Genomic DNA, 12780 nt, shown 5'->3' with positions numbered 1-12780 from the left:
AGGGCCCTCGGGCCCTGCCCGCTTACTTGATGATGCTCCTGCTGCCCAGGGCTTCGAGCTGCGCCTCGCCCATGTCGAGCAGCTCGCGCAGCACTTCGGCCGTGTGCTCCCCCAGGTGCGGCGGCGGATGGCGCACACCGGCGCGCGCGCCGTCGATGATGTAGGGCGGCGCGTGGACGGCCTGCGCTCCCGCCTGCGTGTCCTCGAAGCGGTGCCAGACCTGCGTCTGCGCCGTGCGCTCCGACTGCAGCGCCTCGTAGAGGCCGAGCACCTCGCCGCAGGGAATGCCGGCCTTGTTCATGCGGCCGATGAGATCGGCGCGCGAGAACTGGCCGACTTTGCCGAGCAGTATGGGCAGCAGTTCGTGCCGGTGCCTGGAGCGTTCGGTGTTGGTGGCGAACTTCGGATCGACAGGCAGTTCCGGGCAGAAGATCACCTCGTCGCAGAACCTTTTGAACTGGCCGTTGTTTCCGACCGCTATCACCAGCGGTCCGTCCGCGGCCTCGAACACGCCGTACGGCACGATCGACGGATGCGAGTTGCCGAACTTCGCCGGATCCCCCCGGTTGAGCCAGGCGGTCAGCCCGTAGTAGGACGTGATCATCATCCCGCTGTCGTACAGCGACATCTGGATGTGGCGGCCTTCGCCGGTGCGCGTGCGCTCGTACAGCACAGCCAGGATGGCCTGGGCCGAGTACATGCCGGTGAACATGTCGACCGCGGCAATGCCGAACTTCAGCGGCCCCTGCCCTTCTTCGCCATTCATGGCCATCAAGCCGGTCTCGCCCTGGATCACGAGGTCGTAGCCCGGCCGCGCCTTCTCGTCGCTCAGCACCGAATAGCCCGAGATCGAGCAGTAGATGATCTCCGGGTTGATGCTGCGCAGGTCTTCATAGCCCAGCCCCATCTTCTGCGCGCCGCCGTACTTGAAGTTCTGGATCACCACGTCGCATTGCGCCGCGAGCTTGCGCACGAGTTCCTGGCCGTCCTTGTCCTGCAGGTCCACGCAGATCGAGCGCTTGTTGCGGTTGCAGCTGTTGAAGTAGGACGTGTTGTGGCTGCCGATGCGCACGCCCCAGTCCCGCGTGTCGTCGCCGCGCTCCGGGTGCTCGACCTTGATCACGTCGGCGCCCAGGTCGGCCAGCGCCATGCCGCACAGCGGGCCCGCCATGACCCTGGAGAGGTCCAGCACACGCACGCCGGCAAGCGGCTGCATGGAAGAAGAGTGGTTCATTCGATATTCCCGGATCTTGCTTTCTTTGATACCGCTCGCTCAGTCGCCCAGCCGGTAGCCCGCCGCCGCGATGGTGCGCCTGGCAATGTTCAGTTGATGGATCTGGCTCGTGCCTTCGTAGAGGCGGAACAGCCGGACGTCGCGGTAGAAGCGCTCGACCGGATGGCCCTGGATGAAGCCCGTGCCGCCCAGCATCTGCACGCAGCGGTCCGCCACGCGCCCGCACATCTCCGAGGCGAAGTACTTGCAGATCGACGCCTGCATGGTCACGTCCTCGCCGGCGTCGCGCTGGCGCGCGGTCTGCAGGATCAGCGCGCGCGCCGCCTGGATTTCGGTCTGGCAGTCGGCGATCAGGGCCTGCACCAGTTGGAAGCCGGCCACCGGCTGGCCGAACTGGCGGCGCTCGCAGGTCCACGCGACGGCTTCATCCAGCATGCGTATGGCAGGTCCCGTGCACAGCGCCGCCAGGTGGATGCGCTGCTTGTTGAGCACCTTCATCGCCGTCTTGAAACCCATGCCCTCCACGCCGCCGATGAGGCTGTCGGCCGGCACGCGGCAGTCGCTCAGAAGCACCTCGGACACGGGCGATCCGGCCTGCCCCATCTTGCGGTAGGCCTCTCCCGTCGAAAGCCCGGGCGTCCCGCGCTCGACCAGGAAGGCCGAGATGCCACGGGCGGAGCGGTCTTGCGGATCGGTGCGCGCCAGCACGGTGAACAGCCCCGCGATCGGCGCATTGGTGATGAAGCACTTGGTTCCGTTGAGCACGTAGTGCTCGCCGTCGCGTGTGGCGCTCGTCTTCAGCGCGGTCGCATCCGAGCCGGCATCGGGCTCCGTCAATGCGAACGCGCCGGTCAAGGCGCCGCTGGCCAGCAGCGGCAGGTAGCGTGCCTTCTGCTGCGGCGTGCCGTCGGCCACCAGCGCCTCGGAGCCGATGCCGGTGTTCGTGCCCACCCGCGCCCGGAACGCGACCGAGGCCTGGGACAGCTCCATCGCGGCAAGCACCAGTTCTTCGGTCGTCATTCCGGCGCCGTTCCATTCCTGCGGAATGGACCAGCCGAAGAAGCCGCGCGCCGCCATGTCGTCGACGAGGTCGGCCGGAACCTCGTCCCGCTGCTCGACCTCCGCCTCGCGTGGAATCAGCTGCTCCCGCACATAGCGCCGCAAGGCGGCCAGGGTTTCGTCGAATGCAGAGGGATCCCGGATCATGTGTTCTTCCCGCAATGAAGGCATCAGTTGGCTGTGTAGCCGCCATCCACCGGCAGGATGGTGCCGGTGACGTAGCGCGCCTGCTCCGAAGCCAGGAACACCACGGGCCCCGCGATGTCCTGCGGATCCGCCGCGCGGCGCAGATACGTACGACGCACCATCCGCTCGCAGCGTTCGGCGTCATCCGCGATGTGGGCGGTCATGGGCGTCATCACCAGTCCGGGTGCGACGGCGTTGACGCGCACGCCGTGCGGCCCGAAGTCTCGCGCCAGGAACTTGGTCAGCTGGGCGACGGCCCCCTTGGAGGCGCCGTAGGCGATGTGCGCCGAGGTCGCCACCAGCGAAGTGATGGAGGCCACGTTGACGATGGCGCCACGGGTCCGGTGCAGGCCCCGGGTGCAGGCCACGGACAGGTTGAGCACGCCCTTGACGTTCACCGCCATCACGTGGTCGATGTCCTGCGAGAGTGCCTGTGCCTCGAACACGGCGCTGCGGCCGCTCACCCCCGCGTTGTTCACGAGCACGCCCACGGGGCCCCAGGCTTCCTGCAGATCAGAGACCACGGCTTCGCATTGCGCGGCATCGCGCACGTCCAGCGCATAGGGCCGGACGCGGTCCGCCGCGTGGCCTGTGCGACGGGCCGCTTCCCGGGTGCTGTCGGCGTCGAGGTCTGTCAGTGCCACGCGGCAGCCCGCCTCGAGCAGGCGGGTGGCAATCGCGAAGCCGATGCCCTGGCTCGCACCGCTGACCAGGGCCACGGTGTCGTCGAACAAGGGGCTCATTCAGTGCCCCTGCTTGGGCAGGTCCAGGCGCTGCAGCAGCGGGATCCAGCGCTGCGTCTCGGCCTTCACGTAGTCGGCCAGCGCCTGCGGCGTGCCGCCTCGCGGCTCCATCCCTATGGCCTGGGCGCGCGCGATGAAGGCGGGATCGACCAGCACCTGGTTGACCGCGCGGTTGAGCTTGTCGACGATGTCCTTGGGCGTGGCGGCGGGTGCGGAAAGCGCGTACCACAGCAGCGCCTCGATGTCGTAGCCCTGCTCCTTGAAGGTGGGCGCATCGGGCACCTGGGGCAGACGCTTGACGTCCATCACGCCCAGCACGCGCATCTTGCCCGCCTTGACATGCTGCAGCGGGCCGGTGATGGAGGTTCCCTGGATGTCGATCTGGCTGCCGAGCATGGCCTGCAGGCCGGGCGAATCGCCATTGAAGGGAATGTGCATCGTGCGGATGCCCGCCATGCTCTCGAAGGCCAGGGGCGCCAGGTTGGTCAGGATGGATGCGCCCGGCGAGCCGCGATTGATCTTGTCCGGATGCGCCTTGGCATAGGCCACCATTTCCTTGATGTTCTTGTAGGGCAGGTCGGTGCGGCCCACGATGATGGTCGGCTGGTAGGCGATCTGCGTGACCGGCGTGAAGCTGGTCACCGGGTCGTAGGGCAGCTTGTCGTACATCACGGTGTTGCTGGCCAGGATGCTCAGCGAACTCATCAGCAACGTGGTGCCGTCGGGCTTGGAACGCGCCACGTTGTCCGCCGCCACGATGCCGCTGGCGCCCGGCTTGTTCTCCACGATCGTCTGGGTGCCGCGGCTGGTGAGTTCGGAGGCCAGCAGCCGCGCGTACTGATCGGTTCCGCCGCCGGCCGCGAAGGGAACGACGATACGCAAGGGTTGTTGGGCCTGCGCCGCACCGACGGCGAGGACGAGACCGAGCAGAAAGCCGCCAAGGCGCTTCCGGACTGGCATGGGATGTCTCCTGAATGGGATGCGGAATGCTTTTTCCCAGTTTAGGAGCGCACGCTTCGCGGCATGCATCAAGGCATGAAAAGGTGCTTTGTAATTTCCAGTGCATCACCGCCGAGCAGCGACGCCGGTTCGCACCAGTGCGATCGTGTTCGGCACGGGCATGTTCATCGCCATCAAGTGGCACTACGAGCGAGGGAAGAAAGGGAAGGAAAAGCAGGCCGGTCGCTTCAGACCTCAGGTCCGGACATCCGGCGGCGCCCGGTACACCAGCACCTTCAGCGACCGCTCGTCGGACACGTCGGGAAAGGTGCTCGGATTCGCCAGTCTCTCCACGAAATCCAGTTCCGGCGCCAGTTCGCTCATTTGCTCCTGCAGGAATTTGGGTCCCAGTTCTGGCGCATTGAGGCATAGCAGGACATGGCCATCGGGCGCGAGCAGGTCAGGCAAGCGCTTGATCAGCCGGGCGTAGTCCTTGGTCGCAACGAAACTTCCCTTTTGATAGCTCGGTGGGTCGACGATGACCAGCCCGTAAGGGCCTGCGCGCGTGATTTTTCCCCACGAACTGAAAAGGTCATGGGGGAGGAAGCTCGCGCCTTCGAGCACGCCGTTGGCGCGGTGGTTCTGCTGCCCCACGGCCAGTGCGCCCTTGCTCATGTCCAGGTTGGTGACGTGGCGGGCTCCTGCCTGCAATGCGACCACCGAGAACGCGCAGGTGTAGGCAAACAGGTTGAGCACCTTGACGCGCGACCGGGCGTCGGGGCGCGCCTTCACAAATGCACGAACCCAGCGCCGTCCTTCGGCCATGTCGAGAAACAGCCCGTGGTTCTGGCCCCGGGCCACGTTGACGCGATAGCGAACACCCTCCTCGGTGACCCAATGCGGGTCGGGCAGCGAGCCGCTCATGAGTTGCGTGCTGCTCTGGCCTTCATGCCGGCACTGAAACACCCATTGCAGCGTTTCACCCGGTGCCAACTGCGACCAGCGGCGCTCCAGCGCGGCGCCGATTGCAGCCAGTTCGTCGCCCGTCGCGGGCTTGAAGCTGGTCAACAGCCAAACCGGCGGGAAGAAGTCCAGCGACAAGTGAGCGCACTCGGGATGAAGCCCGCCGCGCCCGTGGAAGATGCGCTGCGCATCCACCGGTGCGGACATTGAAGCGATTGCGTCGAACAGGGGCTGCATAGGCATCGGCATAGTCTCCCATTCTGACCGGATGGCGCGGTGGTCCCGAGGCCAAGACTTGGAAGAGGCCGGACGCACGAGAAGCATGCTGGCCACGGGCACACCTGCTCCGGCGACGAAATCCAACCAGTCGATTTCATCGCGAAGGAGCCTGCCCGGTCTCCCTGAAACAGCGCCTTGCCGGGCCGCACCCGCTCCTTGGTAAAATTCACCATCAGTTGGAGACTCGATGCGTGACGTTGTAGACGGATTCCTGCGGTTCCAGCGAGAGGTGTTTCCCACTCGCAGAGAACTTTTCCAGAAGCTCGCGACCAAGCAGGAGCCGACGACGCTGTTCATTTCCTGCTCGGACAGCCGCATGGTCCCTGAGCTGGTGACGCAGCGCGAGCCCGGCGACTTGTTCGTCATCCGCAACGCCGGCAACATCGTTCCCTCCTTCGGTCCTGAACCTGGGGGCGTGTCGGCAACGGTCGAATACGCGGTCGCCGCCTTGAAGGTCACGGACATCGTCATATGCGGCCACTCCGACTGCGGTGCGATGACTGCCGTTGCCACCTGCGCGTGCCTGGACCACATGCCGGCGGTGAAGAACTGGCTTCGCTATGCGGACGCAGCCCGCATGATCAACGAATCGAAGCACCACGACACCGCGCGAGCGCGCATCGACAGCATGGTGCGTGAGAACGTCATCGCACAGTTGAACAACCTGCGCACCCATCCTTCCGTGGCGCTCGCGCTGGCGCAAGGAAAGCTGACGCTACACGGATGGGTGTATGACATCGAGTCCGGCTCCATCGTGGCCCTGGCACCCTCCGGCAATTCCTTCGTGCCGCTTGAGGACCACCCGGCGGCGGTCTAAGTCGCAAGTCTCTCGCCAACGACGGCCGTTGGTCAGCTTTGGTCGAAGCACCGCCTACAAGACCAGCCCCGAATCGGCCATCAGAGGTTCTCGAAAGCGGACGCTTAGGATTGGCCGTTCGACAGCCGCTCGAGGAACTTGATTTGCCATGAACCATTTCCGCCACCTTGTTGTTCTTTCCGCCGCGCTCACGTCGATACACATCGGCGCTCAAACGATAGGCACAACGTCGCATGCGTCCATGGCCGAATCCAATGCCGCCGTGTTCAAAGCCTGCGCCGCCGCGCCGAAAACGAACGGCGCGTGTCCCCTCGATGCGGTCTTCGGCCTCTTCAAGCTCGCACCCGACAACGACGTGCTGGAATTCAGGGCTTCGAACACCGTTCCTCGAACGGTCAACCAGAACTACGGCTGGATCCTGAAACTCAACCAGAAGTCCGGCAAGGTCCGCGTTCTCGAACGCATGTCATTGCCGGAAACCCCGAAGATATGGGGTACCGGTGGCCAGCCCCACGGCATGTCGGCGGATCGCAAGACCATCTCGATGGACGTGACGCTGAACGTCTACGACGGCACCATTTCGAAGTCTTGGGACGTGGCCCAGGGCGATCCTGCCGGCCACTACCTGATCACCGCTTACGTCGAAGACTCCGCGCCGGTGCAGTTCGAGTTCGATGTCGTCGATCCCCAATGACCTGCTGCCGCAGGCCTGTGGACTGAACTGGTAGCAGTTGCCCATCCGGACCGCATAGCGCGCGGCTTCTTCTTCGTTCGCAACGAGCGATATGCCAACATCCGCGGATGCAACCGACCCTCACCGAAGATCTGGCCGCGCGCTTTGCCGACATCGCACTGGGCCATGTCACGCGCGAATACCCCAACAAGCCCGACCACGTGCTGGCCGGCCCGCAGGACGCACGCACGCCGAGCGAGTTGCATCCGGTGTTCTACGGCAGCTACGACTGGCACTCCTGCGTGCACAGCCACTGGATGCTGGCGTACCTGCTGCGCCGTTTCCCCGGCATCGCGCCGGCCGCGAGGATCGAACAGCTCTTCGACGAACACTACGTGACGGCGAAGATCACCGCCGAATGCGCCTACCTCGCACAACCCACCGCCCGGGGCTTCAAGCGGCCGTACGGCTGGGGCTGGCTGCTCAAGCTGGCGTCGGAGCTCGCGCAGCACAGTGACGCACGCTGGTCGAACGCGATGGCACCGCTTGCCGAAACCTTCGCGCAGCGCTACCGCGACTTCCTTCCGCTGGCCACCTACCCCGTGCGCGTCGGCACCCATTTCAATACGGCTTTCGGCCTCCGGATGGCAGCCGACTATGCACAGGCGACATCGGACACCGCGCTGGCCGAGTTGCTGCTTTCCACGGCCAGCCGCTGGTACGGCGACGACACCGACTGCCCGGCCTGGGGCGAACCCAGCGGCGACGACTTCCAGTCTTCCGCGCTGATCGAAGCCGAATGCATGCGGCGCCTGCTGCCGCCAGACGCGTTCGTGTCGTGGCTCGATCGTTTCCTGCCGCGCATCGCATCGCGCGAACCGGCCACGCTGTTTCGCCCGGCGTCGGTATCGGACCGCACCGACGGCAAGATCGCACACCTCGACGGCCTGAACCTCAGCCGCGCCTGGTGCTGGCGCAGCATCGCCTCTTCGCTGCCCGAGGGCGATGCGCGCCGCATTGCCGCGCTGCAGGCCGCCGACGAACATCTCGCACTGGGCCTGCCCCATGTGGCCGGCGACTACATGGGCGAACACTGGCTGGCCAGCTTTGCCGTGCTGGCGCTGGAGGCCTGAGCACCGGGTGCGCCTGCATCGCCCGCGCCGCCACGCTATATTTCCGGCTGGTCAACCAAAGAGCAATCACCATGGCAAAAGCCTATTGGGTCAGTGCATACCGTGCCGTCAAGGACGCCGACAAGCTCGCGGCCTACGCGAAGCTGGCAGGTCCTGCGATCTCCGCCGGCGGCGGGCGATTCCTGGCGCGCGGCCTTCCCGCAAAGGTCTACGAACACGGCTTGTCCGAGCGCACCGTGCTGATCGAGTTCGACAGCCTGGAACAGGCGACGGCCACGCACGACAGCCCCGAATACAAGGCCGCGCTTGACGCGCTGGGAGACGGCGTCGAGCGCGATCTGCGGATCATCGAAGGGGTCTGACCCCAGCCATCAGGCGCAGGTTCTGCACGGCCGCGCCTGCCGCGCCCTTGCCCAGGTTGTCGAGAACCGCGCTCAAGACAATCTGTCCCATGCGTTCATTGCAGGCAACCGCCAGGCTCATGTCGTTCGTGCCGTTGTGGACTTGCGGGTCCAGCTCCGTCATTGGCGCGTCCGGAGACATCGGCAGCACACGCACATGCGCCGCATCGTGGTATCGCTCCATCAGGCATTCGTGGATGCGCGCGCCGGAGGCGTCTGCGGCAAGCATCCGCGTGTGCAGTCCGATGGTGAGCACGATGCCCTGCCGGTAGCTGCTATAGGCCGGCACGAAGATGGGCCGCTGCGCCAAGCCGGCATAGGTCTCGATCTCCGGCACATGCTTGTGCTCCAAGCCAAGCCCGTAGACCTTCAACGAATGCGCACCCGTCCCGGCCTCGTACGCTTCCGCGCCCGCCCGCCCCTGGCCCGAATAGCCTGACACGGCGTGGATGACGAGCGGATAGTCGGCCGGCAGCAGACCCGCATCCGTCAACGGCCGCAGCAGCGCGACTGCGGCGGTGGGATAGCAGCCCGGATTTGTGACCCGCGATGTCGACGCGATGCGTTCGCCTTGCCCCGCATCGAGCTCCGGAAGGCCGTAGACCCAACCCGGGCTGGTGCGGTGCGCCGAGCTGGCGTCGATGACACGCACTGCCGGGTTGTCGATCATCGCCACCGCATCCCGGGCCGCGGCATCGGGCAGGCAGAGGATCGCGATGTCGCACTCGTTGAGCGCAGCCCTGCGCGCCGCTGCATCCTTGCGCAAGTCCGTCGGCAGTGTGCGGATGAGAAATTCCCCACCCCGGAGCCGGTTCTGCAGATCGAGGCCAGTGGTGCCTTGATCGCCGTCGATGAAAATATTGAGGTCCATGGAGCGCGATCGTAGATAGGCGTCCAAGATAGCTCCAGCTAAATATATGCAACCCCAAATTAAGAAAAGTTGAATCTGCAACATGCGGGAACTGAGCCTTGACCACCTGCGTACCCTGGTCGCCATTGCCGACCTCGGATCCCTGGCCAATGCCGCCCGCGCACTGCACCTGGCGGCCCCCACCGTCACCGTGCAGATCGCGGAGCTGGAATCGCGCCTGGGTGGCCAATTGCTCGTTCGCGGGCGCGGGCCTGCGCAAGCGACCGCTTTGGGGGAGCGGTTCATTGCGCGCGCCCGAAGGCTTCTGGCGGACGCGGACGATGCGGTGGAAGACGTTCGACGCCAGCTCGCCGGCCAGACCGGCCGCGTGCGCGTAGGCGCTTCGACCGGTGCCATCGCGCACCTGCTGCCGCCCGCGCTCGAACGTCTTGCGCGCAACCATCCGGGCATCGAAGTGAACGTCCAGGTGCTGACTTCCAATGACAGCATGGCCCGGCTCGCCGCGGGCAGCCTGGACCTGGCGGTCGTGGCCCTGCCCCAGCCGCCCGTGCGCGGTGTTCATGTCACGCCTCTGCGGCGCGAGGCCGTGGTCGCCTTTCTGCCGGCGGATTGGAAAGCACCCAGGCGGCTGACACCGCGGTGGCTGGCCCAGCGTCCGCTGATCATGAACGACGCCTCCACGCGCCTCTACCGCCTGACCGCGGAATGGTTCTCCGCGGCCGGCGTCCACTGCCGCCCGCGCATCGAGCTCAACTACAACGACGCGATCAGGACACTGGTCGCCGCCGGCTACGGGGCGGCCTTGCTGCCCGAGGAATCACACGAGCCCGCGCGTGATCCGCGCATCACCGTTCGCCCGCTGAGCCGGGCGCTGTGGCGGCAACTGGGCCTGGCAGTCAGTGAAAGGGACACCAGCGGCCCGACGCGTTTCGTGCTGGAGGCGTTGCTGCCTGCGAAGAATTCGGGCTGTTGAAGCTTTCGCGGCCTGCAGGGCGGGCAATGCATTTATTAGTACCAAAGGACAAATAACTTCGAGAAGACCAATGCTTTTTATATAGCGGCAGCTCAAATTTTGAGCATTAGTTATCAATAAAAAGTTAACAACTGTGTACGTGACTGTCGTGAAACAAGGTGAACCGAAAAAATCTCTTTTCACCTTTTTTTACATTTTGAGGAAGCAGTCATGCGCATTTCCGACCGGCCCGCGGAGTCCGTTGCCGTACAAGTCCCGCCCGCCAAACGAAGGAGTTTCCGCCCACAAAGCAGCCGGCCCGCAAGGCTCACGGCGGTCCGGATGTCGGTTCTGCTGCTGCTGGGGACAGCATGTGCGGCGCACGCCCAGGTCAAGATTGGCGAAAACCCGGTCTCGATCAATCCAGGCTCGGTGCTGGAACTCGAGAGCACCAACCGCGGCCTCCTGGTAACCCGCATCGCACTCACCGACCGCACCGTCTGGGGCCTGAGCGGCAACCAACCGGTCGATGGCATGGTGGTCTTCAACACCACGGCCGGCAACGGAGTCAACGGTCTCCAGCAGGGCTTGGCGGTCTGGAAGGGCGGCCAGTGGGTCAGTGCGGACGAAACGCCGTATTTCCACACCAATTCCACGTTGGTCGGCAACTCGACGTTGTCGAACTCGGGTGCAACGGGCGCGAACGCCATTGCGGTCGGCCCCAACGCAGCGGCTTCCGGCGCCAGCGCGGTTGCAGTCGGCCTCGGCGCGAACGCCGCGAGTAACAACAGCGTGGCTGTGGGCCAGGGTGCAAACGCCAGCAACGGCGGGCTCGTGGCCATCGGCATGGGCGCGCAATCTTTGGCGCAGAACACCATTGCCATCGGCGGCACCGCATCGGTGCGGCTTGGCATCGCCATCGGCTTCGCATCGAATTCCGCGGGTAACGGTGCCGTGGCCATCGGCGATGCCACGACCTCCAGCGCTTTCTCGACCGTGGCCTTGGGCCAGAGCGCGGTGGCCACCAACGACTACGCCATCAGCATGGGCCGCCAGGCGAATGCGGGCAATGTCCGCACGACTTCGCTGGGTGCCAATTCGACGGCCTCCGGCACCGCCGCCACAGCCATCGGCAGCAATTCGGCGGCAACGGGCAACTACGCCACGGCCACCGGCAGCCGCGTCTATCTGGTCGACGGGGTTCCGCGCGAAGACGCGTATGTCCCCGGTATCGGTTTCCCTTCCGCAACCACGACGACGCTCGACACACAGGCCACGGGCCTGCTTTCCGCGGCCTACGGCTCCGGCGCTGTTTCGGCCGGCAGCCGGAGCCTGGCGCTGGGTTCGCTGAGTTCCGCGAGCACGGACGGGTCGGTGGCACTGGGCTCGGGCAGCACGGCGGACCGCGCCGTCGCGCCCACCACCGGCAGCATTCCGGCCGGCAGCGCGCTGGTCAGCTACAACACGACCGACCGCACCCTGCTCGGCGCTGTCTCGGTGGGCAACGCCACGAGCTACCGCCAGATCACCAACGTGGCCGACGGCACGCAGGCGCAGGACGCCGTCACGGTGCGCCAGCTCACGGGCGCGCTGCAGTCTTTCGCCGTCACGCCGATCCAGTACTTCCACGCCAAATCGAGCGCGGCCGATTCGCTGGCCGTCGGTGCCGAGTCGGTGGCGGTGGGACCCCGGACCGTCGTCAACGGCGACAGCGGTGTCGGCATCGGCAACGGCGCAGTCGTGCAGCAAAGCGCGACGGGCGGCGTGGCCATCGGCACGGGCAGCAGCGTGGCCCAGCCGGGCGGCGTTGCCCTCGGCGCAGGCTCCACGGCATCGACCGCGGCCGGGCTGACCGGTTATGTGCCCGCCACGGCCACCGACGCGCAGCGCGCGGCCATCGGCGCCACCACCAGCACGCAGGCAGCCGTGTCGGTCGGCGATGCCGCCGGCGGCCAGTACCGCCAGATCACGGGCGTGGCGGCCGGCACCGCCAACAGCGACGCGGTGAACGTGTCGCAACTCAAGGCGGTGCAGGGGACCGTGGCCGTCATCGACCAGTCGACCGTCAAGTACGACACCAACGCGGACGGCTCCACCAACTACAACAGCGTGACCATGGGCGGCAGCAACACCACGGCCCCCGTGGCGGTTCACAACGTGGCCAATGGCGTGGCGCCCAACGACGCGGTCAATGTGCAGCAACTCAACAGCACGGCGGCTGGCATCAACAACCGCGTGAACGCGCTGAGCGACCAGGTCAACAGGAACACAAAAATGCTTTCGGGCGGCATCGCGGCCTCAGCCGCCATGGCGGTCGTCACGCCGGTGGAGCCCGGGCGTTACCACGTGAGTGGCGCGGTCGCCGGCTACAACGGCGAAAGCGGTATCGGCTTCAACATTCTCAAGCGCTCCGACAACGGCCAGACCACGCTGCATGCCGGTGTGGGCTGGGGCAGCGGCGGCGGCAAGGCCATCGTGCGCGTGGGCTTCGGCTTCTCCTTCGACTGACCGCTTCGCGACTGGAAAACCC

12 protein-coding genes are annotated in these 12780 nt (G+C 65.9%); 6 read left to right on the top strand and 6 right to left on the bottom strand.

What is annotated here, in order from left to right:
- Positions 1–22: 22 nt before the first annotated feature.
- The 5 genes from C4F17_RS31260 to C4F17_RS31240 all read right to left on the bottom strand — a co-directional run bounded on the left by C4F17_RS31260 (position 23) and on the right by C4F17_RS31240 (position 5361).
- Positions 23–1234, bottom strand: a complete 1212-nt coding sequence (locus tag C4F17_RS31260; RefSeq protein WP_106938265.1) for a CaiB/BaiF CoA transferase family protein — start codon at positions 1232–1234, stop codon at positions 23–25.
- A gap of 39 nt (positions 1235–1273) precedes the next feature.
- Complete coding sequence (locus C4F17_RS31255; protein WP_106938264.1) at positions 1274–2440, bottom strand: acyl-CoA dehydrogenase family protein; 1167 nt, start codon at positions 2438–2440, stop codon at positions 1274–1276.
- A gap of 23 nt (positions 2441–2463) precedes the next feature.
- Positions 2464–3222: an SDR family NAD(P)-dependent oxidoreductase gene (locus tag C4F17_RS31250; protein WP_106938263.1), complete on the bottom strand. Its 759-nt coding sequence runs from the start codon at positions 3220–3222 to the stop codon at positions 2464–2466.
- Positions 3223–4182: a Bug family tripartite tricarboxylate transporter substrate binding protein gene (locus C4F17_RS31245; protein ID WP_106938262.1), complete on the bottom strand. Its 960-nt coding sequence runs from the start codon at positions 4180–4182 to the stop codon at positions 3223–3225. It lies immediately after the preceding gene.
- 234 nt (positions 4183–4416) lie between these two features.
- Positions 4417–5361: a class I SAM-dependent methyltransferase gene (locus C4F17_RS31240; RefSeq protein WP_106938261.1), complete on the bottom strand. Its 945-nt coding sequence runs from the start codon at positions 5359–5361 to the stop codon at positions 4417–4419.
- Positions 5362–5590: 229 nt separating this feature from the next.
- Between C4F17_RS31240 and C4F17_RS31235 the strand changes: the two genes are divergently transcribed.
- The 4 genes from C4F17_RS31235 to C4F17_RS31220 all read left to right on the top strand — a co-directional run bounded on the left by C4F17_RS31235 (position 5591) and on the right by C4F17_RS31220 (position 8388).
- On the top strand, positions 5591–6220 hold the full coding sequence (locus C4F17_RS31235) for a carbonic anhydrase (RefSeq protein ID WP_106938260.1): 630 nt from the start codon (positions 5591–5593) through the stop codon (positions 6218–6220).
- Between the two features lie 148 nt (positions 6221–6368).
- Entirely contained in the window at positions 6369–6914 is a 546-nt protein-coding gene (locus C4F17_RS31230; protein ID WP_155742465.1) for a hypothetical protein, read from the top strand.
- 107 nt (positions 6915–7021) lie between these two features.
- Positions 7022–8026, top strand: a complete 1005-nt coding sequence (locus tag C4F17_RS31225) for a DUF2891 domain-containing protein (RefSeq protein ID WP_106938259.1) — start codon at positions 7022–7024, stop codon at positions 8024–8026.
- Between the two features lie 71 nt (positions 8027–8097).
- Entirely contained in the window at positions 8098–8388 is a 291-nt protein-coding gene (locus C4F17_RS31220; RefSeq protein WP_081267589.1) for a DUF1330 domain-containing protein, read from the top strand.
- Here C4F17_RS31220 and argC read toward each other — a convergent pair.
- Positions 8372–9298, bottom strand: coding sequence for an N-acetyl-gamma-glutamyl-phosphate reductase (argC, locus tag C4F17_RS31215; RefSeq protein WP_106938258.1), 927 nt, complete (start codon positions 9296–9298; stop codon positions 8372–8374). The two genes, C4F17_RS31220 and argC, sit on opposite strands and share 17 nt — an antisense overlap.
- An 82-nt stretch (positions 9299–9380) precedes the next feature.
- Here argC and C4F17_RS31210 point away from each other — a divergent pair, with 82 nt between their 5' ends.
- Positions 9381–10271 carry a LysR family transcriptional regulator gene (locus tag C4F17_RS31210; RefSeq protein ID WP_106938257.1) on the top strand — a complete coding sequence of 297 codons (891 nt, stop codon included), beginning with the start codon at positions 9381–9383 and terminating at the stop codon, positions 10269–10271.
- 321 nt (positions 10272–10592) lie between these two features.
- The gene (locus C4F17_RS31205; RefSeq protein WP_234383056.1) at positions 10593–12758 is read left to right on the top strand and encodes a YadA family autotransporter adhesin; all 2166 of its coding nucleotides are present in this window, start codon (positions 10593–10595) and stop codon (positions 12756–12758) included.
- Positions 12759–12780: the final 22 nt, after the last annotated feature.

Origin of the sequence: Variovorax sp. PMC12 (genome assembly GCF_003019815.1) — a bacterium.
Taxonomy (GTDB): Bacteria; Pseudomonadota; Gammaproteobacteria; order Burkholderiales; family Burkholderiaceae_C; genus Variovorax.
The sequence above is the reverse complement of the archived record's forward strand: the minus strand, read 5'-3'. Positions and strand labels throughout refer to the sequence as shown.

What these genes read in the sequence shown, in the direction of transcription:
- C4F17_RS31260 (WP_106938265.1), bottom strand. Translation starts at nt 1,234, where the DNA reads ATGAACCACTCTTCTTCCATGCAGCCGCTTGCCGGCGTGCGTGTGCTG.
- C4F17_RS31255 (WP_106938264.1), bottom strand. Translation starts at nt 2,440, where the DNA reads ATGATCCGGGATCCCTCTGCATTCGACGAAACCCTGGCCGCCTTGCGG.
- C4F17_RS31250 (WP_106938263.1), bottom strand. Translation starts at nt 3,222, where the DNA reads ATGAGCCCCTTGTTCGACGACACCGTGGCCCTGGTCAGCGGTGCGAGC.
- C4F17_RS31245 (WP_106938262.1), bottom strand. Translation starts at nt 4,182, where the DNA reads ATGCCAGTCCGGAAGCGCCTTGGCGGCTTTCTGCTCGGTCTCGTCCTC.
- C4F17_RS31240 (WP_106938261.1), bottom strand. Translation starts at nt 5,361, where the DNA reads ATGCAGCCCCTGTTCGACGCAATCGCTTCAATGTCCGCACCGGTGGAT.
- C4F17_RS31235 (WP_106938260.1), top strand. Translation starts at nt 5,591, where the DNA reads ATGCGTGACGTTGTAGACGGATTCCTGCGGTTCCAGCGAGAGGTGTTT.
- C4F17_RS31230 (WP_155742465.1), top strand. Translation starts at nt 6,369, where the DNA reads ATGAACCATTTCCGCCACCTTGTTGTTCTTTCCGCCGCGCTCACGTCG.
- C4F17_RS31225 (WP_106938259.1), top strand. Translation starts at nt 7,022, where the DNA reads ATGCAACCGACCCTCACCGAAGATCTGGCCGCGCGCTTTGCCGACATC.
- C4F17_RS31220 (WP_081267589.1), top strand. Translation starts at nt 8,098, where the DNA reads ATGGCAAAAGCCTATTGGGTCAGTGCATACCGTGCCGTCAAGGACGCC.
- argC (WP_106938258.1), bottom strand. Translation starts at nt 9,298, where the DNA reads ATGGACCTCAATATTTTCATCGACGGCGATCAAGGCACCACTGGCCTC.
- C4F17_RS31210 (WP_106938257.1), top strand. Translation starts at nt 9,381, where the DNA reads ATGCGGGAACTGAGCCTTGACCACCTGCGTACCCTGGTCGCCATTGCC.
- C4F17_RS31205 (WP_234383056.1), top strand. Translation starts at nt 10,593, where the DNA reads ATGTCGGTTCTGCTGCTGCTGGGGACAGCATGTGCGGCGCACGCCCAG.